Below are 19549 nucleotides of genomic sequence, written 5' to 3'. Positions count from 1 at the left end.
AATTCTTACTCAACACGACCGCCTAAGAGTACTACAAGCCGCGCGCGGCCGCTATTGCACGCCGCGCTTGTTCAACGGCAAGCACCCACACCATGAGTGCTTGCTCAGGGTCTATTTAATCAGCCCCATCATTTCTGGCAGCGTCATGGAAATGGCCGGAATATACGTGACCAAGCCCAATACAAACACAATCACCAAGAAGAACGGCAGCAGCGTTTTAATGACGTGGTCGATGCTGATCCCGCTGACTTTACAGCCGGTAAACAGAATCGGCCCAACCGGCGGTGTGATGGTGCCCAGCGACAGGTTAAACACCAGCAAAATACCAAACTGCACCGGATCCATCCCCAAGCTGACACAAATCGGCAGGAAGATTGGCGTGAAAATCAGCACCGCGGGCGTTGGGTCCATAAACGTGCCGACAAACAGCAGCACCAAGTTGATGATCAGCAAAATGATGATCGGGTTGTCGGTTAGCGACATCAACCCATCGGCGATCATGCCCGGGATCTGCGTAAACGCCATCACCCACGACATAATCGAAGACGTTGCCAGCATGAAGATAACAATTGCCGACATCTTCGCAGTATTGAGGAAGATTTCTGGCAGCTTGCGTAAATCCAGCGCGCGATAACAAAGGCTGAGAAACAGCGAGTAGACCACCGCAATCGCCGAGGCTTCCGTCGCGGTAAAGATGCCGCCAAGAATCCCGCCAATCACCACGATGATAAGCGACAGGCTCGGAATCGCGTCCATAGTCACTTTCACGCAGTCTTTCAGCGTCATGCTGTTTTTGGCGATGTAACCGCGGCGTTTGGCCATAATGCCCGCCACAATCATCACGCCCAAGCCCCATAAAATGCCCGGCACATAACCGCCCATAAACAGCGCCGAAACTGACACGCTGCCCGCCACGGTCGCATACACAATCAAAGTGTTGCTGGGTGGAATCAACATGCCCGTCGGTGCCGAGGCAATGTTCACCGCGGTGCTGAATGCAGTGTCGTAGCCTTCTTTTTTCTGGATCGGAGACATGATGCCGCCGACCGCTGCGGCCGAGGCCACGCCCGAGCCACTGATCGAACCAAACAGCATGTTCGACACCACGTTGGTTTGCGCCAATGACCCCGGAAAGAAGCCGCTGACAATTTTGGAGAAGTTAATCAGCCGTATCGCGATACCGCCGTTGTTCATGATGTTGCCGGCGAGAATAAAGAACGGAATCGCCAGCAAAGCAAACGAGTCCAAGCCGACAAACATCCGCTGCGCCGATGTCACCATCGCGCCCTGCCCCGGCAAAATCACCAGCATGGCCGCGAACGAGGAAATCCCGACGCTGATCGCAATTGGCGCGCCAATCACCAAGAAGAAAATCACGCCACAAAACATAATCAGCGACGCTGTGAGAGCTAAATCCATCCTAGGCTCCTACGAGTTGGTCTGAATGAGTTGTTTGAGTCGAATCGACAGGTGCATTTCGTTGTAGAGGAAATAAAACACCATCAACGCGCCACTGATGGGGATCGCCGCATAAATCACGCCCATGGGAATTTGCAGCGCCGAGTCCATTTGCCACATTTGGCGCACTGAACTGTTGTAACCGCCGATGATCATGATTGAAATCGCGAACACCACCGTGACCAGCTCGATCAACATCTCCAGCACGATCTGGGTTTTCTCGGCAAATTTTTGTTTTACAAAATTGATGGCCATGTGCTCTTTGAGGCCAAACACATACGCTGATCCAAATAAGATCAACCAGATAAACAGATAACGCGACAACACTTCGCTCACCGCGCTCGGACTGTTAAACAGGTAGCGAACCACCACCTGATACGTCACCAAGAGCGTCATTGAGGCCACAATGGCGATGCAGATCCACGACAGCAGTTTATCTACCCAATGTTTTAAGGTGTCGACTTTCGCAATCAAGCCGTGCTTTTGCTGTTCTGACATATTTTTCACCCTGACAGGGCCGAAGCGCACTCCGGCCCTCAAACGTTCAAACGGCTTATTGCAGCGCGGCAATCTTCTCTAGCAGCGTTTTCTGAGCGGCAGTTTCCGCCAGATCGCTTTGTAGTTGCTGACAGCTTTGCTGGAATGGCGTGATATCGACTTCGGTGAAGGTCGCCCCTTTCGAAGACGCTAATGCTTTCGCTTGTTCGATTTGCGCATTCCACAGTTTGAATTCGTTGGGTGTGCTCTCTTTAGCAAGGCGACGCAGCGTCGCTTGATCTTCTTTCGGCATGCTGTTGATGAAGTAGCTGCTGATCACCACCAAGTCCGGCACCATCAGGTGACGTGTCGCGGTAAAGTAAGGCGCGACTTCGTACTGTTTCAGGTCGGCATAGGTGATTTCGTTGTTTTCCGCGCCATCCAATACGCCCTGCTGAACCGCGGTATACACCTCACCTTGGCTCATCGGGACGCCCGTTCCGCCCATGCACGACAGCATTTTGATCATGGTGTCGGACTGCATCACGCGGATTTTCTTGCCTTTCATGTCGGCGATGGTTTCCGTTGGTGCGCCTTTGGTGTACATGCTGCGCGCACCCGCGGTGTACGCGGTGAGCACTTCAAAGCCAAAACGCTGCGTGGAAGCAAACAGGTCGTCCAATACGCCGGATGTAAACACTTTTTCCTGATGCTCCGGGCCGCTGTACACATACGGCATGCCGATCATGCGGAACGTTTTGTCATAGTTTTCCACCAGCGGGTTCGCGACCACGGCCATTTGAATCGCACCGTTTTGCACCAGTTCCAGCGCCGCACGTTGGTCGCCCAGCAGTTCGTTCGGGTAAATCGTCAGCTTGTAACGGCCATCGGTTTCTTGGCTCAGTTTCTGACCGAACTCTTGCAGCGCCTGATATTGAGGGTGTTTGTCAGATTGGTTAAACGCCGCTTTGATTTCCGTCGCCGCAGACACGAGGCTGGAAAACCCTAAAGCAGATCCGACAACGGCAGCGAGTGTGGCAATTTTCAGTGATTTGTTCATCAGCATGTTGATTACTCCATGTAAGGTACAGTGATTGTTCTCTGTGCTTGGTATTGTCTTAGTATTGTTATGTGGGGTTAGCGGATGGTGTTCATATCCACAAAATCCATATCATCGAACGTCTGGTTTTCGCCCAGCATGCCCCACACAAAGCTGTAGTTTTGCGTGCCACAACCGGAGTGAATCGACCAGCTGGGTGACAGAACCAACTGCTTGTCGCGAACAACGATATGACGGGTTTCTTGTGGCTCGCCCATGAAATGGAAAACCACTTGTTGCGGTGCAACATTGAAATAGAGATACGCTTCCATTCGGCGCTCGTGGGTGTGCGCGGGCATGGTGTTCCACACGCTGCCCGGTTTGAGATGCGTCACGCCCAAGCACAACTGGCAGGTTGGCAGCACGTCGGGATGCAAGTATTGCGTGATGGTGCGCGCGTTGGCGTTTTCGCTACTCCCCAGCTCTACATGGCGGGCTTGCTCACGCAAAATGGTGCGTGACGGATAGGTGTGATGCGCCGGCGCGCTCAGGCAGTAAAGCGCTGCAGGCTCTGCCGCATTTAGCGAGGTGAATTCCACATCCTGCTCGCCCAATCCTAAATAGAGGGCATCAAGATGATTGAGTGTGTATTCCTGCGCCGCCGTTTTCACCGTCGCCGCACCACCCAAGTTCACCACGCCCAACTCGCGGCGCTGCAAGAAGAACTCGACGCCAAAGGCTTTGGTATCGACAAAATCATTCAGTTTTAACGTGCGCTCAACCGGGCTGACGCCCATCGCCACCACGCGGTCGATGTGGCTGTAAACCAATGTAATTTCATCATTTTTAAATAATTCTTCCGTCAGAAACTCCGCGCGCAAGCGGTCGGTATCGTACGTTTTTGCATCCAAAGGATTGCTGTTGTAATTGGTGTGCATGGAAACCTCCTGGTGTTGGAAGTAGCCTAACACTCATTCATATTTGATCAATATCGTTTATATATGAGATAAAATCATTTGTGATCGAATCGATCATAATTATTGAAACGGCGTTTATTTTTTTGAAGTGTGACAAAAAATGACCATTTGGTTAAGAAAGCAACAGGTAAATCGGAACGACAGGCACAAAAAAGGCCATCGATGGATGGCCTTTGGGGGAGGAGTTGTCGTTGATGAGGATAGCGCCACGCGTTGCGAATCCGTCTTACTGCTTTTGTTTGCCAACAATTACGACTGTTTGACTGAAATGGCAGTGATTTGACTGAGATGGTAGCGATTTGATTGAGATGGCAGCGATTTGACGCGTTTTAACGTTATCGAGTCACGAAGCTTGGTTTGTCACGCGCCAGTTACTCTTTGCTGGCACAAAGAGTAACCAGAAAATGCCTTTGGATTTTTGGTTGTGGCCCGGGACGGTTTTAGGCGTTCCCGACGCCGAAAACCTAAAAATTCATCCATGAATTTTTCCCTAGTGAAAAGGGATTGAATGGCAACGCTGATTTCATTAAGGAGACAAAGACAGACATAGAGACTGCACTGGAGAGGAAAATCCCAATGCATAGTAAAAAATGTTACGCGTTGGGAATCACTCTTGAATAGTTTGTTATAAGAATTTATTCAAGCCACTCAACCAACTCCTGCACACCAATAAAATCAACACAAGCCTGCTCTAGACCAACTTCGGGATTCTCAGCATTAGCCTTAAACCTAGCCCATTCATGCTCATTTTTTGCTCTCAGGCCAAGGTGGGCTTCAATAGCCCCTAACTTCCAAAGCCAGATATTCCTTGCTTGTAGTTTGTTGTGAAGAGAATTTATCGCATCATGACTTCGTATATCTTGAGCCATCACTGCACAATGCTTTGCATTGGGCAAGTCACCGCGCATCTCAATAACATTGTCATCACATAAGCTTTGCAACAGATCCCTCAAGACAACTAAGTCCTCATCATCTCTGTCAATATAGTTGTTATGTATTGCGCCTTTGAAAACATAATCTAAGTCAACAATAGCTTTCGAAGGAAGATCCATTTCATGCAATATGCTCATCGTTTTGCCGATATTATCTACAGAGCCCGTTTCGATGAGTGCTGCATTATTTTGACCGAGAGTTCTCCCTTTTAGCTGCTTGTACAAGAATGGGAGCAATCTTAGCTCTGTCTTTCCCTCCGTGAGAACAACTTCATTTGCAAACAAGATTTGTGTTGATTGACTTAAAGCGAACAGGTGACCTGCTTGTGCTTCTGCATTTGGAACCGCTCTTTCCAACGCATCTCTCAAAGGTGTTCTGATATGTGTTCCTTGAGCATGAGTTTTGCGAACGAATAAAGTATGCTGTGCGCGTTCAGCAGTAATCATTTGAGCCGAGTGAGTGCTAAAAAGTACTTGATATCCATTTTGCGACAACACATGTAGAGCTTCACGGACTTGTTCTATAGCAAAAGGGTGTAAATACAATTCTGGTTCATCTATCAATAACAGCGTTGTTGTTGGTGATTCAGCATTCTGCTTGATTTCAGCGAGGTGTTGTATGAGTGCCATCTGCACCGAACGTTGAGCACCATGACCATAAGAGGTAACGTCTCGTCCTTCAGCATCGTTTTCATACACCTTTACTGTACCTGCATTGAAAATTTCATTAAAGTCGGGAACATCAAAGTGAAGTTTTAAACTAATGCCAGGAAATAGGTTCTCTACCTTTTCGTTTATTGAATCATCAATTTCCGCTAATTCATCCAAGCGTCGATTTCCGTCCGCACCCATTCGGCGGCTAATTGCATTTAAGTGCCTGTTAACAACAGAAGCATGGTTTTCTGCTAATGAGGTACTAAGTTCTTTTAATAACTTACCAATAGTAGAAGTACTTTTTGCCTTTCCCGCATCTTCAGCGGCATTCTCCATAGCTCCAACCTTAATAGGCTCTGGAAACAATGATTTGATAGCATTCCAAATACCTCTTGGGTTTCGAGCATATCGCCCTCTTTCGAAATTGAAAATTTCGAGATTAATTTCTGTTTTTTTGGTTGCATTGGCCGGCTGAGTTCTTTTTATTCTAACCACACCATTTTCGATATATGGTCTAAGTGGTTCTCGATGCTCCTCATTTAGACGTTGCAGTACATCTTCGGTGACGCCAACAACTTCACCTTCAATAATAACGGGTAGATTGACATCATTGTAATCACTTTCAGCTAACAGTTTGTCTTTTACCAGCCACTCCAGTGCACTAAGAATGTTCGATTTACCGACATTGTTGTAACCGACTAAAGGAGTGTATGGTGTCAAAGTCACTGTCAATTCTTTACAAGATTTGTAATTCTGAATTTCTATATTTTTTATATAGTGAGACATATTATTACCTTACCAACTGATTTCTTATAACGCCTTACTCACCGGAAAATGACGAGCGCCAGCGAGTTATTTTTCCGGTGCAGTAATTTGTTATGTTTTTAATCATCTTTAGTTGTCATGTGCCAACACCAATTGCATAAACCATGTTCGAATACGGCATCATACATTTCAGACCACGGAATACTGGCACCACAACGTTTACAACTTCGGGAAAACGGTTCCAACACTTCTTTATTAAAAACAAATGTTTGCTTCGCTGATAGGCTATCAACACCTTGATCCATAACCTGTTTAGTAATTCCCAGCGCAGCTCCTTCAAGATGTCCCATATCTATAAGCTGACCAAGAAAATCGGAAAAACCATCATCTTCATGCCAATCGTTGTGACCCATAAGCTCCTCCCAAAAGGAATTTTAAATATCCATCAAGTATATTTACGTATTTTTATTTCGATGAAGCAGAGAAAAACATAACAGCCGTTATTAAGCAGCCCCTATCTGTATAACTCTCAAAAAACACAGAATCAGTCTATTCAACATCGAACAAAACCATGTACATCATCAGTCACTAATACAAACCAGTCAAAACCCCAACCGCCAAAACGTGCCGTAAGTATCAAACCCATGCAACGCTAGAGAAACTACCGACTCGCGTATCAATAGGGAAAAATTCATGGATGAATTTTTAGGTTTTCGGCGTCGGGAACGCCTAAAACCGTCCCGGCCTACGACCACAAAACCAAGGCACTTTCTGGTTACTCTTTGTGCCAGCAAAGAGTGACTGGCGCGGCACACCGCAAGCCTCCTATTTCCCTAAAACCAAAACGCGACAAACCTCAAATAGCAAAACAACCAACCATCCCGCACATACCGAAACGATCACCCATGCAACACCAAAGAAACTACCTACTCGCCTATCAACAGGGAAAAATTCATGGATGAATTTTTAGGTTTTCGGCGTCGGGAACGCCTAAAAACGTCCCGGCCTACGACCACAAACCCAAGGCACTTTCTGGTTACTCTTTGTGCCAGCAAAGAGTGACTGGCGCGGCACACCGCAAGCCTCCTATTTCCCTAAAACCAAAACGCGACAAACCTCAAATAGCATAACAACCAACCATCCTGCACAGACCGTAAGTATTAAACCCATGCAACACCAACGAAACGCCCTATCCCCCTCATCCATAGGGAAAAATTCATGGAAGAATTTTTAGGTTTTCGGCATCGGGAACGCCTAAAACCGCCCCGGACAGCGACCACAAACTCAAGGCACTTTCTGGTTACTCTTTGTGCCAGCAAAGAGTGACTGGCGCGTCACACCGCAAGCCGCCTATTTCCCTAAAAGCAAAACGCGACAAACCCCATCCCTACCACTAGATAACAAAAACGACTACCAAATCCCCATTCCCCAAAAACAAAAAAAGACCATCAAACGATGGCCTTCTCCCTTAAACATCCACAAAAAATCAGCAACTCACCGCAATAACGCCACCACCGTATGACGACGCACATTCGCCTGCGCGTTCAGCGCCTGATAAGTCGACGCAAATTGATCCGCCGCCGCATGAAACTGCGTCAGTTTCTCCGTGGTTTGCTCGCTCGACAGCAGACGCGTCTGGCTACGCAGCGTCTGCATTTGAGTATTGAGTTCGCTGTGGTATTGGCGTGCCTGCTCCAGGCTGGTTTGTGCCTGCGCCAAATGCTGGTTGACCTTGGCAATGCCCTGCTTGATGCCATCCCGCGAGCTTAAATCAAAGCGCAGCTCGGCAATGCCGTCCGGCTCGGATTTGAGGTTGAGTGTGTTGGCTTGCCCGGCCGGGAAACGGTGGCCTTGCCCTGTCACCATCACCTTTTGCTTCATCTGTTTGTACGCCGACTCTTTGGCTTCAAACACAATGGTGCCATCTTGCGTCACGCTGGCGCGCATCCCGAGCGGGATCAGGCTGCGATCCAACATTTTGACCGTTTTACTGCCATCCGACTGACCATCGAACTGAATCATCACCGAATTGCCTTGCGGGAAATCGAGACGAATCTGCTCGGCTTTCTCTTTGAGGCGGTTGACGTTCAGCCCCGGAATCGAGAAACGGCGAATGTCAGCGCGGTCGAGTTTCAGATTCAGCTCGTTATCCACCACGCGTTGACCATCAAACCGCGCCTGATCCAGCACCGCTTCAATGGTCATTTTGGAACGGGTTAATGTCTCTTTCAGGTTCGGCACGTTGTCGGCGCCTTGCGTCATCGCCTGCGTCAGACCCCGTTTGATGGTGGTGAGTTCTTTGCCGACAAATTGCAGCGATTTGGAGGCGATTTGCACCGAAGTGGCTTGTTGTTGCCCTTGAGTTAGCAGGACGCCAGAAACAGAATAGGCTGACGTGGTGTCAGCCTGAAGCGTGCGGGTTGGTCTGGCCGGTAAACGGGCCGAATCGGAGGAGCGCGACGGCGTAATGCTGGCCTGCTCCTGTCCGGTCAATCGAATGCCGTGTGGACGAACTTCCACTGTGCTCATTGCCATACTGAACATTCCTAAATTCGGTCAAACAGCGACAGGTCGTCGATTTTCACATAGCTCGCCTGCGTCGCTTGCAGCGCGGCCATATAATTGCTTAAACGCACCGAGGCTTCGCCGTAATCCAGCGCCGACAGATCGCTGGTGACTTTGTCGACAAACAGTTTGTTGTCGCCGTGTGCGCTGTCGAGCAGATCAAGGTTGTTGTGACGGCCACCGATTTCGGTCATCGCCGCCAACACGTTGTTGAGTGTGCTGTCGACGGCGGCTAATGTGTTGTCGACTTCGGTACGAAAGTTGGCGGTCGGTGCTTCAAACTCACTGATCAACGCATCCAGCGTGTTGAGCACATTGCTGCCGCCGCCCAAATCGAGAATATCCTGCGCGGTCATGTTCGATTCCATGGTCACGCCTTTGGCCACCGTCACCACGCGCTTGTCACTGTTGCCTTGCAGCACATAACTGCCGCCGGAGTTATCCAGCGCGGCGGTGCTGGTTGCGGTGCCGGAAAACAGAAAGTGGCCTTCTTCGTCCTGCGCATTGAACGATGACGCAATCGAATCGCGCAGGCTTTTCAGCTCCGTCACGATGCCTTCGCGATCGTCGGTGGTCATGGTGCCGTTGGCGCCCCACAACACCCGTTCACGAATGCTTTTCAGGCTTTCGTTGACGGAATCTAAATACACTTCCTGACTCGACAATGTGGTTTTCACGTTGGCGATGTTGGCCTGATACTGCTCAATCGCGCTGCCTTCACGGTCAAGGTTCAGCAGTTTGATCGACGCCATCGGATCGTCCGAAAGCTTGGTCAGGCGATCGCCCGTCGACATCTGCTGCATCACTTTGCCAAGGCCGGCGTTGTTGAGCTGCAAGCTTTGCAGCATCATCTGGCTAAATTGGGTATCGCTGATTCTCATGGCCTTTCCTTAGAATAATTGCAGTACGGAATCGAACAACTGATTCGCAGTGCTGATCACTTTCATGTTGGCGTTGTGTGCGTTGGCAAACGTCATCAGGTTGGCCGCTTCTTCATCGCTGTTGACCGCGCTGATGTTGTCGCGTGCGGCGACCGCTTGCTCGTTCATGCTGTTTTTGGCCTGATAATCGGAATCGGCCTGACGCGCTTTGATAGCCACTTCACCGACCATGCCGGTAAACGCATCGTTGAGTGACAACGACCCAAAACCGCTGATCGAGAATGCCTGATTACTGATGGCGATCAGCGCCGTCAGGTTGTCACTGTTCCCCGGATTGCCGTCGCCCGACAGTGCCAGTTCGTTCGGCGTGATGTCGGTGATGGTCAGGCTCGATGACGGGTTGGCCGGATCGTAGCTAAACAGCGCCTTACCCGGCAGGCCGTTGAGATCCAAACCCAGCGCCAGTTCGGTATTGAACGAATCGGCCATGGATTGCGCCATGTCGTTGAGCGCCGTAATGTACGGCTTGAGCACGTCGGTTTGATATTCGTTAATCGCGCCCAGCTCACCACCGAGATCGCCCGGAATAGCAAAGCTCTGCTTGCCAAATTCGACTTGCATGGTCGCGAGATAGGCATCGCTCGGATCGGGAATCGCTTTCAACGTGCCGTGTTCACTGCCCATCACCAGCGGCTGACCGGATGTCAGGGTCACTTGCATGCTGCCGTCGGCTTGATCGGTGGTTTTTACTTCAACGATTTTCGCCAGTTCGCCCACCAGCGCATCACGGGTGTCCATCAATTGCGCCGGGTTACCGCCGGTGCCTTTCAGCTCGACGATCTGTTTGTTCACTTCGGCGATATTGGCCATCACGCTGTTGGCCTGCGCGACGGCGGCCGTGCGCTGATCGTTCATGTCTTTGTGTTGGTTGTACATCGACTCGGTCAGCGTGTTGAAACGGCGCGACAGCGCTTCCGCTTCATTGATGATTTGTTGGCGCAGCGGCACCGATTCCGGTTTGGACGTTGCATCGTGCAGCGCCGCAAACAGGTTATCCAGACCGGCAGAGAGGCTAAAGCCGTCAGCGCCGAGCGTGTTTTCCAGATAACTCATGCTGCTGGTGTAACGCGACGCGTAAGACGCCACGCTGCCGGTTGACCAGGTTTGCTTCACCAAAAACTGATCGGTGACTCGGCGAATACTGGTCACTTCTACCCCCATGCCTGCGCTCAGATTGTCGTATTTCGCACCACCGACTGAGGCCATCAGCGCCTGTTGGCGGCTGTATCCCGGCGTATTGATGTTGGCGACGTTCTGCGCCGTCACATCGAGTGCGACACGGTTGGCATTGAGTCCGCTTAAGGCAATGTTGACGAGGTTCATGTCCGTTATCGCTCCAAAGGTCTAATCAGTGGCTGACTAAAAGCATTCGTCACCGCCACTTTGGTGGTTTCCTGAGAAAGAGAGGCGACCGCATCGGCGGCATTATTTACTGCATGGTTAACTGCATTGGAGGCGGCGCTGCGATTGTGTGATACCCGTTCCGCCGCAGCGGCCAGTTCGACCACATTGGAGCCCGCACCATCAACCACCGGACTGAGCTGTTTGACCAGCATATCGGCAATGCCAGAGCGCTGCTTTTTCGCCATCTCAATCGCTAACTGGCCGTCGTACATGTCGCGGAATACGCCCTGCTGCTTGCTGTTAAACGGGCTGTCTTCATCGGCCATCACATCACTGGAACTGCGCATCTGGCGCAGCACCAGTTGGAGAAACATCGCCTCGAACTGACCCGCTACGGTTTCCAGCGCGGCGTGTTTGTCGGCGGCATTTTTGATGTTCGCCAGCGCGTTGTTGTCGTGATACAGCACTGAATTTACTGAACTGCTGTCGCTTCCCGTATCAATCTTCATATGACCACTAACTCTGCGTTGAGCGCCCCGGCTTCATGCAAGGCTTGTAAAATCGACATCAAATCGGTCGGTGTTGCCCCGAGGCTGTTGACCGCATTCACGATGGTGTTGAGTTCCGTGCCTTCCGGCCAGATCACCATCTGCGCGTTGTCTTCGTTGATGTCGATTTGGGATTGATCGACCACTTGGGTATCGCCGCTGGCGAACGCGTTCGGCTGGCTGACCTGTTGAGATTCGGTGATGCTCACCGTCAGGTTGCCGTGGCTGACCGCCGCCTGACCGACTTTGACGTTCTTCCCGATGACCACCGTACCGGTGCGTGAGTTGAACACGATGCGGGCTGGCTTGCGGCCTTCCATCACGCTCATCTCTTCCAGCATCGACATCATGATCACGCGCTGCTGAGTATCTTTCGGTGCGCGCATTTCGACGCGGCCTTTGTTGATGGCAACCGCCACTTGCGGGCCAAAGGTGTCGTTGATTTCACGCGCGATGTTTTTCGCGGTGGTAAAACTTGGCTCACGCAGGTTGAGCGTCACGGTGTCGCGATCGTTAAAGTCGGTCGGAATTTCGCGCTCCAGCGTCGCGCCATTCGGAATGCGGCCGGATGTCGGTGTGTTGACCGCAATTTTTGAGCCGCTGCGACCTTCGGCCGACACGCCGCCGACCACCACGTTGCCCTGCGCCACGGCGTACACTTCACCGTCGATACCGCGCAGTGGCGTCAGCAGTAGTGTGCCGCCACGCAGGCTTTTGGCATCACCGATTGAGGAGACCACGATATTGAGCGTCTGACCGGGACCTGCCATCGGATCGACGGTCGCGGTCACGCTGACCGAGGCCACGTTACGCAGTTTCGGGTCGGTGGATTCATCAATCTGCACCCCAAACTGGCGCAGCATGTTGGTGATGGATTGCGCGGTGAATTTGACCTGATTGCGATCGCCCTGACCGTCAAGGCCCACCACCAAGCCGTAACCCACCAGTTGGTTTTCACGAATCCCCTGCACGTCGACCAAATCCATGATCGGAATTTCCACTTCCGCCTTGGCGGTGGTTGCAAGCCCCAGCGTCAGCGCCAGCAAAACCGTGGTGAAGAAGGTGTTGCGTTGTTTCATCAAAATGGCATCCATGGACTGTTGAAGAATTGAGTGAGCCAGCCGGACGCGTTGCTGTCTGCCAGTGCGCCGCGGCCTGAATAGGTAATGCGCGCATCGCCGATGCGCTGCGAAGAGACCTGATTATTGCGGCTGATGTCGTCCACCCGCACAATGCCGGTCAGGCGGATGAACTCATCGCCCTGATTGAGGCGAATCCATTTTTCGCCGCGAATACGAATCACGCCGTTGGGCAGCACTTCGCTGACTGTCACGGTGATCGCCCCTTCCAGCTTGTTGCCTTGTGAGCTGGACGCGCTGCCGTCAAAGCTGCGATCGCCGTCAATCGAGGCTGCCAGTTTGTCGACCGTTTTACCGCCGACCACCGGCGCACTCAGGCCGACACTGGACGTTTTGCCGTATTGGGTATCGGCGCTTTTCTTCGACTGGGTTTCTTCCGCCAACAGCACCGTCAGAACATCGCCCACGCGGTAAGCGCGGCGATCCTGAAACAGGGTCATCGCGTATTGATGACGATAAAGGCTGCCCGACTGGGCGGCAGGCAGAGAGTAATCCAGCGTTGGCGGGCCGTATTTTTCTTCGTCCGGAGACGGCGGCGTGAATTCGTCCCGTCCGGCACATCCGGCCAGAATCAGCACGCTCAGAAGCCCGACTTTGCTCAACTTTGCCATCACGCTTTCCTTCATCGCTTGATTCATCCTTACACCGACTGCGCTACAAACTTGAGCATGTCATCGGCGGCCGAGACCACTTTGGCGTTCATTTCGTAGGCGCGCTGCGTGGTGATCATGTCGACCATCTCTTCCACCACCTGCACGTTGGAGCCTTCCAGCACACCTTGTTTGATGCTGCCGACGCCATCTTCACCGGCAATCAGCTCATCGGCTGCGCCACTGGCTTCGGTTTCACGGAACAAGTTACCGCCCAGCGCTTCCAAACCGGCTGGGTTGATGAATTTTGCCAGCGTGATCTGACCGAGTTCCTGCGGTGTGGAATCAGCGGCGGTGGTGATCGTCACCGTGCCATCGACGCCAACGGACAGCGAAATCGCATCGTCCGGCACCTGAATTTGCGGTTGCAGCGGCAGGCCCTGACTGTTCACCATTAAGCCTTCCGAGTTGACGTGGAACTGGCCGTTACGGCTGTACATGATCTGGCCGTCTGAGTTTTCAATCTGGAAAAAGCCTTGACCCATCACCGCCAGATCCAAGTCCTGACCGGTATTTTGCGTGTTGCCCTGAGTGAAGACTTTCTGGGTGCCGACCACGCGCACACCGCTCCCCAACTGAACACCGGTTGGCAGCTCGTTGACCTGATCGACCTGTGCGCCCGGCTGACGCTGAATGCTGTAGAACAGGTCTTCAAACACCACGCGATCACGCTTAAAGCCGACCGTGTTGACGTTCGCCAGGTTGTTGGAAATGGCGGTCATTTTGGTGTCTTGTGCCGCCATCCCGGTTTTGCTTACCCATAATGCTGAATGCATCGGAGTCTCTCCTTATTGGTCGAGCGCTTAACGCGCGCTCATTAATTTGTTTCCGGCTTGCGCCAACGTTTCTGCGGTTTTCATCATGCGGATCTGCATTTCGAAGTTGCGCGTCAGTGACATCACATTCAGCAGTTCATCAATCGCGGAAACGTTACTGCCTTCGATGTGTTCCGGTGCCAGTTGCACGCTGTTGTCCGCCGCGAGCGGCACGCCATCCACCGTGTGCAGCAGGCTGTCGCGCTCTTTTTGCAGGGGGTTGTCGTTGGCTTTCACCAGCTTGAGCGTACCGACTTCAATTTCAGCGCCGCCGCCCGGCGGAATCACCGAAATGCGGCCGCGTTCACTCACTTCCACTTTCTGAAAATCCGGCAGGACTAACGCGCCGTTCTCGCCCATGACCGCAAAACCGTTGATGCTCAGCGCGCCATTCACATCCACCGCGATATTGCCCGCGCGGGTGTAGGCTTCGCCGCCTTCCGGGGTTTGCACCGTCAGGTAACCGTCGCCCATCACGGCCACATCGAGCGGACGTCCGGTTTTCACCACATCACCGGTGTCGAAACGGGTTGTGGCCGAATTGGTGACGACCATGGTGCGGCCATCGAAACCCGAACCTTGCAGTGGCACGCTGCGCACGCGTTCCATATCCGCACGAAAACCCGCGGTATCGGCGTTCGATAAGTTGTTCGAACGCACGTGCTGCGCTTTGAGAACCCGGCTCGCACCGGAGGTGGCGGTAAACAGCAAACTATCCATCGTCGGCTCCGTTAGATCGCGTTAAACAGCGCTTGAGTCAGCTTGTCTTCGGTCGAGATGGTTTTGGCGTTGGCCTGATAGTTACGCTGCGCGGTCATCAGACTCACCAGTTCGCTGGTCAGGTCAACGTTCGATCCTTCCAGTGCGCCTGGCGTCAAATCGCCCAGTGTGCCGGTACCCGGTACGCCGACCGTCGGCGAACCAGAGCTGAAACTTTGCGTCCACGCGGTGCCGCTCACTTTGGCCAGACCTTGTGGGTTGGCGAAGTTCGCCAGCACCACCTGACCTTGCAGCTGTGATTCACCGTTGGTGTAGGTGGCGTAAACCATGCCGTTGCCTTCCACTCGCACGCCTGCCAGCTCACCGGAGGTGTAGCCGTTCGGGTTGTTGGTGCTCACGCCAAAATCGGCGCCAAACTGGGTGCTGCCGGTCAGGCTGACATCAATGCTCATCGCATTGGCGCCTGCGGCCGGAAACGCGACGTTAAAACTGCCAGTGGGTGAGCTCAGTGTACCGTCGGTATTGAACGTGACTGGCACCGTGGCGCTTGCTGTCGCCGCGCCGTCGACCTGCACGTTCACTTCCCAAGTGTTGTCCGCGGTTTTGGTGAAGTACTGCGTCACCGTGTGGCTGTTGCCCAGCGAGTCGTATGCTTTGGAGGTGTAAGAGGAGTTGAATGAATTCGGATCGGCCGGATCAAACGGGTACACCGTTTGGTCAATCGCGTCCGCGCTGGCGTTAAAGTTGGCAACAAACTCCAGTGAGTCGGTCGCTTTGGCTGACAGCGATGAAGTGCTGAGCTTGATGTCGCCCACCGAGCCGCTCAACAGATTGTTGTTGCCATCCACACTGTAACCTTGCAGCTTGGCGCCGGTGTTGCCGACCACGTAGTTGTCTTTATCCGTGCCAAACACGCCCGAACGGGTATACAGCGTTTGGCCCATGCTGTCTTTGGTGACGAAAAAGCCGCTGCCGTTGATCGCCAAATCCATGGCACGGCCTGTACCGGTTACGGAGCCATTCTTATCAAAGTTCTGCGAAATCGACGCCACTTCCACGCCGCCCGGCTGCATGCCGTTGTACACCGCAGAGAATTCGGTACGCGCGCCTTTAAAACCGTAAGTCGATGCGTTGGCAATGTTATGGCTGATGGTGTTCAGTTCGGTGTTGGTTGCATCCAAGCCGCTGAGAGCAATATTAAAACTCATAAATTAACCTCTGTTTCCTTGTTTGGGTTTAGGCACCAAATTGGGTGATTTGATAGAAAGGCACGCTGCCGACACCGGCAATGTTCACCATGGCCGAACCGCCAGTGCTGGGAATGCGCACTTGTTCAACCGTGCCGGCCAGCAATACATTCGGTGACGACTGACCGTCCTGTACTTCGACACTGACGGTGTAGTTGCCGGGCTTCAGGCCCAGCGCTTCTGGATCGATGGTGAAATCGACATCGCCCGCCGGATGCGCGCCCAGTGGCAGCTTGGTGGTTTGACCGAACTCATCCGCGATGACCAGATTGACCTGGCTGGATGCGTAATCGAGTGCCACTTTGCCGCTTTGCGGCGCGTCGGTGAGTTCAAATTCGTTCCCGGAGACGTAGACCGTCTGACCAACCAGACCCGCGGTCGACAGCACTTGCATGTTGTCGAGCAGCACCATGCTGTTTTGCATCAGGCTCGACATGTTCTCCATGCTCTGCACCTGAGAAAATTGCGCGAGCTGGCCCACGTATTCGGTGCCATCCAGCGGGTTCAGCGGATCCTGATTTTGAATCTGCGCCACCATCAACGAAATGAATTCGTTTTGCAGCGAGGTCGAATCGTTGGCATCTAAACCATTGCTGCTGATACCGGTGTTGGTGGTGGTTGCGCTGCCGGACGTATCACCCGACAAGGCGGTGTATTGTGCAATGCTCATCAGCTACCCTGCCCCAGTTTGAGCAGCCCTTGCTGCATGCTTTTCACGTTGCTCAGCACTTCGACGTTGGTTTCAAAACTGCGCGTCGCGGACATCATGTCGGCCATTTCCGCCACCACGTCGATATCCGGGTAGTACACGTAGCCATCGCCATCGGCCAACGGGTTGTGCGGCTCAAAACGCTTTTCCGCCTGACCCGCGCTCTGCACCACGTCGACGATGCGCACTTCCGCACTTGGATACACGTTATCGCCGGTTGCCAGTTGGCTTTTGTTGTACACCGTGGCGAAGACCGGTTTCAGCGCGCGGTAGGCGTCGTCCGGATTGGCCGACACCGCATCGGCGTTCGCCAGGTTACTCGCGACCGTGTTCAGACGAACGGTCTGAGCGGTCATCGCCGAACCGGCAATCGAATAAATATCAGTAAAAGGCATGATTAACGTCCCTCAATCGCTTTCGCTAAGCCGTTGAATTTCATATTGAGAAATGTCAGGCTGGTTTGAAAATCCATGTTGTTCTGCGTGAACTTGGCTTGCTCGACCCCCAGCTCAACGGTGTTGCCGTTTTTGCTGTTCTGGTAAGGAATCGAATATTGAGATTCCACCTGCCATTCCGGAATGCCCGGATTGACGCCGCGGTTACCGGCCGTACTCATGACGGTTTTAAATGTCAGGTCTTTGGCCAGGTATCCCGGGGTGTCAACATTTGCTAGGTTGCTCGCGAGGACTTTGGTACGCTGAACGCGAAAATTCAGTGCCTCCGGGTGAACGCCTAACGCGGTTTCAAATGAAATGGCCATGTCTGTTCCTTACAAGTCGGCTCAAGGTGCGTTTAGACGAAACAAGATGCATGCCATAAAATTATTCAATTAAAAACAATGACTTATAAATCAGAAAGGAAACGCAACTTCCGCCTATCGGAAGCGCGATTACGCCAAGGGGAAACGATTTTTTCCTCTGCGCGGAGGAACCTGGTACTGATGCTGGCGTTGCTGTTAGCACTGCCAGTCACGGCGCAGGAAAATCGCTCAGAAATGCAGATTCGCCACGCAGTGCAAGCTTCGCTCGACGAGGAAATCGCTCAGCTTGCGGCGCAGCGCGAATGGCCGCCGTACCAGGCGCAGTGGCAACTCTGGATTCCGGGCGCAGCCAGTCACCTGCCGAAATGTCAGGCGCCGCTGATCGTCACTGGGCGTGATAACCAACTGCTGCCCGTCGGCCATCTCAAACGCATGGTACGCTGCGAGGAAGGTGATGCCGCATGGCGGATTAACGTCACCATCAAAGCGTCGCTCACCCTGCCGGTGGTCGTCACGCAAACGGCGCTGGCACGTGGCGGGCGCTTAGAGCCTGCCATGCTGGCCCTGGAAGACCGCATCCTCACGCGTCAGGATGATTTTTTCACCCGTATCGATGAAGCGAGCGGATTGGAAGTCAACCGCCGCCTGCGCGCCGGACAAATTCTCGATCCGACCTTAGTCAGCAAGCCACCGTTGGTCATCAAGGGTAATCAGGTGGTGATCATCGCCGCGAAAGACGGGGTGAATGCCAGCACCAAAGGCGTCGCCTTGGAAGATGGCGGGCGCGGGGATCAAATCGAAGTGCAAAACAGTGCCTCGCAAAGCGTGGTGCACGCCGTGGTGACCGGGCTGAATCAGGTGCACACTCAGTTCTGATTCAGGCTGCAAATTTTGACTGAAGGTAACACTTTTTCATTGTGGCGCTCGAAATCCGCCCCGGATTTCGAGTACAAACTTTCAGTCATTCATTTTTTTGCACAAATTCGCTTTGTGCATTTAACTCTGCCCTGCTCTTGGTCGCCTGTTACCAGTGACGACGAAGATTGAGGACATCAAGCTGATGAAAATTGATAAGGTCTCGGGCGGCCACGTCCCACACACCACATTCCAGCAAGCAAGCAAAAAAACCGTTGCGCCAAGCCAAGCCACGTCTGTGAGCGAGCCCGCGCTGAATGCCAATACCGTGGCACTGGAAAAAGCACAGGCTGAACTGGCGGCACTGCCGGATGTCGATATGGCAAAAGTGGAACAAGTGCGCGCTGCACTGGCGCGCGGCGAGTTAAGCCTCGACAGTAAAGCGCTGTCTCAGGCGCTGATGCAATTCCACACCGGACACGAATAAACCGGCACGCAAGGAGCAGATCATGGCCTCGAACCGCGGACAACTGATGCAAAGTTTTATGTTCACCATGAGTGAAGACCTGAAGCTTTATCGCCAGTTGCATACGCTGCTGACCGAGCAAAAAGCGCTGTATCTGCAATTTAACGGCGATGCGCTGGGCAAAAACATTCGCCAGCAAGTGCCGGTACTGAACCAACTGCACCGCAATGCGTCGCACCGAACGCAATGCTTACAACGCTTAGCGCTGCCCAACAGCGACAAAGGCGTGTTACGCCTGTTCAGTGCGCTGCCCGCCAGCTTACGAACACGCATTGAAAAGCAGTGGCAGGTGCTGAATGTGTTGATTCAGCAATGTCAGCGCCTCAATCAGGATAACGGTCTGAGCTCCGCCACGTTCCATGAACTGCTGAGCGAACTGACCCAGCCGTCACCGACCTACGAAGAACGCATCGCCGACGCGATATGAA

The 19549-nt window shown here is 52.8% G+C and carries 21 protein-coding genes; 3 read left to right on the top strand and 18 right to left on the bottom strand.

What is annotated here, in order from left to right; translation table 11 throughout:
• Positions 1-111: 111 nt before the first annotated feature.
• From ACF8PK_RS03955 to flgB, 18 genes are all read right to left on the bottom strand, one after another.
• A complete protein-coding gene (locus ACF8PK_RS03955; protein ID WP_014204717.1) occupies positions 112-1419 on the bottom strand; it encodes a TRAP transporter large permease in 1308 nt (435 codons plus the stop codon).
• A gap of 9 nt (positions 1420-1428) precedes the next feature.
• Complete coding sequence (locus ACF8PK_RS03950) at positions 1429-1956, bottom strand: TRAP transporter small permease (protein WP_004725085.1); 528 nt, start codon at positions 1954-1956, stop codon at positions 1429-1431.
• Between the two features lie 55 nt (positions 1957-2011).
• A complete protein-coding gene (locus ACF8PK_RS03945) occupies positions 2012-3001 on the bottom strand; it encodes a TRAP transporter substrate-binding protein (RefSeq protein WP_392440142.1) in 990 nt (329 codons plus the stop codon).
• A gap of 71 nt (positions 3002-3072) precedes the next feature.
• On the bottom strand, positions 3073-3912 hold the full coding sequence (kduI, locus tag ACF8PK_RS03940) for a 5-dehydro-4-deoxy-D-glucuronate isomerase (protein ID WP_014204716.1): 840 nt from the start codon (positions 3910-3912) through the stop codon (positions 3073-3075).
• 674 nt (positions 3913-4586) lie between these two features.
• Positions 4587-6323 carry an ATP-dependent endonuclease gene (locus tag ACF8PK_RS03935; protein WP_392440140.1) on the bottom strand — a complete coding sequence of 579 codons (1737 nt, stop codon included), beginning with the start codon at positions 6321-6323 and terminating at the stop codon, positions 4587-4589.
• Positions 6324-6421: 98 nt separating this feature from the next.
• A complete protein-coding gene (locus tag ACF8PK_RS03930; RefSeq protein WP_068717146.1) occupies positions 6422-6715 on the bottom strand; it encodes a hypothetical protein in 294 nt (97 codons plus the stop codon).
• 1081 nt (positions 6716-7796) lie between these two features.
• The gene (locus ACF8PK_RS03925; RefSeq protein WP_392440138.1) at positions 7797-8837 is read right to left on the bottom strand and encodes a flagellin; all 1041 of its coding nucleotides are present in this window, start codon (positions 8835-8837) and stop codon (positions 7797-7799) included.
• A gap of 11 nt (positions 8838-8848) precedes the next feature.
• Positions 8849-9748 carry a flagellar hook-associated protein FlgL gene (gene flgL / locus ACF8PK_RS03920; protein ID WP_004725079.1) on the bottom strand — a complete coding sequence of 300 codons (900 nt, stop codon included), beginning with the start codon at positions 9746-9748 and terminating at the stop codon, positions 8849-8851.
• Positions 9749-9757: 9 nt separating this feature from the next.
• A complete protein-coding gene (gene flgK, locus ACF8PK_RS03915) occupies positions 9758-11131 on the bottom strand; it encodes a flagellar hook-associated protein FlgK (RefSeq protein WP_392440136.1) in 1374 nt (457 codons plus the stop codon).
• Positions 11132-11136: 5 nt separating this feature from the next.
• Positions 11137-11661 carry a rod-binding protein gene (locus tag ACF8PK_RS03910; RefSeq protein WP_392440134.1) on the bottom strand — a complete coding sequence of 175 codons (525 nt, stop codon included), beginning with the start codon at positions 11659-11661 and terminating at the stop codon, positions 11137-11139.
• Positions 11658-12779 (bottom strand): flagellar basal body P-ring protein FlgI, encoded by a 1122-nt coding sequence (locus ACF8PK_RS03905; protein ID WP_222759129.1) that lies wholly within the window; start codon positions 12777-12779, stop codon positions 11658-11660. The genes ACF8PK_RS03910 and ACF8PK_RS03905 overlap by 4 nt, the downstream gene beginning before the upstream one ends.
• The gene (gene flgH / locus ACF8PK_RS03900; protein ID WP_004725075.1) at positions 12779-13450 is read right to left on the bottom strand and encodes a flagellar basal body L-ring protein FlgH; all 672 of its coding nucleotides are present in this window, start codon (positions 13448-13450) and stop codon (positions 12779-12781) included. Before flgH ends, ACF8PK_RS03905 begins: the two co-directional genes overlap by 1 nt.
• Before the next feature lie 29 nt (positions 13451-13479).
• Positions 13480-14265, bottom strand: a complete 786-nt coding sequence (flgG, locus tag ACF8PK_RS03895) for a flagellar basal-body rod protein FlgG (RefSeq protein WP_004725074.1) — start codon at positions 14263-14265, stop codon at positions 13480-13482.
• A 27-nt stretch (positions 14266-14292) separates the two neighbouring features.
• Entirely contained in the window at positions 14293-15024 is a 732-nt protein-coding gene (locus tag ACF8PK_RS03890; RefSeq protein WP_392440131.1) for a flagellar basal body rod protein FlgF, read from the bottom strand.
• An 11-nt stretch (positions 15025-15035) separates the two neighbouring features.
• Positions 15036-16232: a flagellar hook protein FlgE gene (gene flgE, locus ACF8PK_RS03885; protein ID WP_392440129.1), complete on the bottom strand. Its 1197-nt coding sequence runs from the start codon at positions 16230-16232 to the stop codon at positions 15036-15038.
• Positions 16233-16260: 28 nt separating this feature from the next.
• Positions 16261-16941, bottom strand: coding sequence for a flagellar hook assembly protein FlgD (flgD, locus tag ACF8PK_RS03880; RefSeq protein WP_004725071.1), 681 nt, complete (start codon positions 16939-16941; stop codon positions 16261-16263).
• Positions 16941-17375 carry a flagellar basal body rod protein FlgC gene (flgC, locus tag ACF8PK_RS03875; RefSeq protein ID WP_004725070.1) on the bottom strand — a complete coding sequence of 145 codons (435 nt, stop codon included), beginning with the start codon at positions 17373-17375 and terminating at the stop codon, positions 16941-16943. Before flgC ends, flgD begins: the two co-directional genes overlap by 1 nt.
• 2 nt (positions 17376-17377) lie before the next feature.
• Complete coding sequence (gene flgB, locus ACF8PK_RS03870; RefSeq protein WP_004725069.1) at positions 17378-17740, bottom strand: flagellar basal body rod protein FlgB; 363 nt, start codon at positions 17738-17740, stop codon at positions 17378-17380.
• A 180-nt stretch (positions 17741-17920) separates the two neighbouring features.
• Here flgB and flgA point away from each other — a divergent pair, with 180 nt between their 5' ends.
• The 3 genes from flgA to flgN all read left to right on the top strand — a co-directional run bounded on the left by flgA (position 17921) and on the right by flgN (position 19548).
• Positions 17921-18616, top strand: coding sequence for a flagellar basal body P-ring formation chaperone FlgA (flgA, locus tag ACF8PK_RS03865; RefSeq protein WP_392440606.1), 696 nt, complete (start codon positions 17921-17923; stop codon positions 18614-18616).
• Positions 18617-18800: 184 nt separating this feature from the next.
• Positions 18801-19082 carry a flagellar biosynthesis anti-sigma factor FlgM gene (flgM, locus tag ACF8PK_RS03860; protein ID WP_004725067.1) on the top strand — a complete coding sequence of 94 codons (282 nt, stop codon included), beginning with the start codon at positions 18801-18803 and terminating at the stop codon, positions 19080-19082.
• 22 nt (positions 19083-19104) lie between these two features.
• Positions 19105-19548: a flagellar export chaperone FlgN gene (flgN, locus tag ACF8PK_RS03855; protein ID WP_392440125.1), complete on the top strand. Its 444-nt coding sequence runs from the start codon at positions 19105-19107 to the stop codon at positions 19546-19548.
• Position 19549: the final 1 nt, after the last annotated feature.

The sequence above is a fragment of the Vibrio sp. CJQ_6 genome (assembly GCF_043106745.1).
Taxonomy (GTDB): Bacteria; Pseudomonadota; Gammaproteobacteria; order Enterobacterales; family Vibrionaceae; genus Vibrio; species Vibrio furnissii.
This window is presented reverse-complemented; position numbering and strand designations above follow the sequence as displayed.

Coding starts and splice junctions, on each gene's coding strand:
- ACF8PK_RS03955 (WP_014204717.1), bottom strand. CDS start 1,419: ATGGATTTAGCTCTCACAGCGTCGCTGATTATGTTTTGTGGCGTGATT.
- ACF8PK_RS03950 (WP_004725085.1), bottom strand. CDS start 1,956: ATGTCAGAACAGCAAAAGCACGGCTTGATTGCGAAAGTCGACACCTTA.
- ACF8PK_RS03945 (WP_392440142.1), bottom strand. CDS start 3,001: ATGCTGATGAACAAATCACTGAAAATTGCCACACTCGCTGCCGTTGTC.
- kduI (WP_014204716.1), bottom strand. CDS start 3,912: ATGCACACCAATTACAACAGCAATCCTTTGGATGCAAAAACGTACGAT.
- ACF8PK_RS03935 (WP_392440140.1), bottom strand. CDS start 6,323: ATGTCTCACTATATAAAAAATATAGAAATTCAGAATTACAAATCTTGT.
- ACF8PK_RS03930 (WP_068717146.1), bottom strand. CDS start 6,715: ATGGGTCACAACGATTGGCATGAAGATGATGGTTTTTCCGATTTTCTT.
- ACF8PK_RS03925 (WP_392440138.1), bottom strand. CDS start 8,837: ATGGCAATGAGCACAGTGGAAGTTCGTCCACACGGCATTCGATTGACC.
- flgL (WP_004725079.1), bottom strand. CDS start 9,748: ATGAGAATCAGCGATACCCAATTTAGCCAGATGATGCTGCAAAGCTTG.
- flgK (WP_392440136.1), bottom strand. CDS start 11,131: ATGAACCTCGTCAACATTGCCTTAAGCGGACTCAATGCCAACCGTGTC.
- ACF8PK_RS03910 (WP_392440134.1), bottom strand. CDS start 11,661: ATGAAGATTGATACGGGAAGCGACAGCAGTTCAGTAAATTCAGTGCTG.
- ACF8PK_RS03905 (WP_222759129.1), bottom strand. CDS start 12,779: ATGAAACAACGCAACACCTTCTTCACCACGGTTTTGCTGGCGCTGACG.
- flgH (WP_004725075.1), bottom strand. CDS start 13,450: ATGGCAAAGTTGAGCAAAGTCGGGCTTCTGAGCGTGCTGATTCTGGCC.
- flgG (WP_004725074.1), bottom strand. CDS start 14,265: ATGCATTCAGCATTATGGGTAAGCAAAACCGGGATGGCGGCACAAGAC.
- ACF8PK_RS03890 (WP_392440131.1), bottom strand. CDS start 15,024: ATGGATAGTTTGCTGTTTACCGCCACCTCCGGTGCGAGCCGGGTTCTC.
- flgE (WP_392440129.1), bottom strand. CDS start 16,232: ATGAGTTTTAATATTGCTCTCAGCGGCTTGGATGCAACCAACACCGAA.
- flgD (WP_004725071.1), bottom strand. CDS start 16,941: ATGAGCATTGCACAATACACCGCCTTGTCGGGTGATACGTCCGGCAGC.
- flgC (WP_004725070.1), bottom strand. CDS start 17,375: ATGCCTTTTACTGATATTTATTCGATTGCCGGTTCGGCGATGACCGCT.
- flgB (WP_004725069.1), bottom strand. CDS start 17,740: ATGGCCATTTCATTTGAAACCGCGTTAGGCGTTCACCCGGAGGCACTG.
- flgA (WP_392440606.1), top strand. CDS start 17,921: ATGCTGGCGTTGCTGTTAGCACTGCCAGTCACGGCGCAGGAAAATCGC.
- flgM (WP_004725067.1), top strand. CDS start 18,801: ATGAAAATTGATAAGGTCTCGGGCGGCCACGTCCCACACACCACATTC.
- flgN (WP_392440125.1), top strand. CDS start 19,105: ATGGCCTCGAACCGCGGACAACTGATGCAAAGTTTTATGTTCACCATG.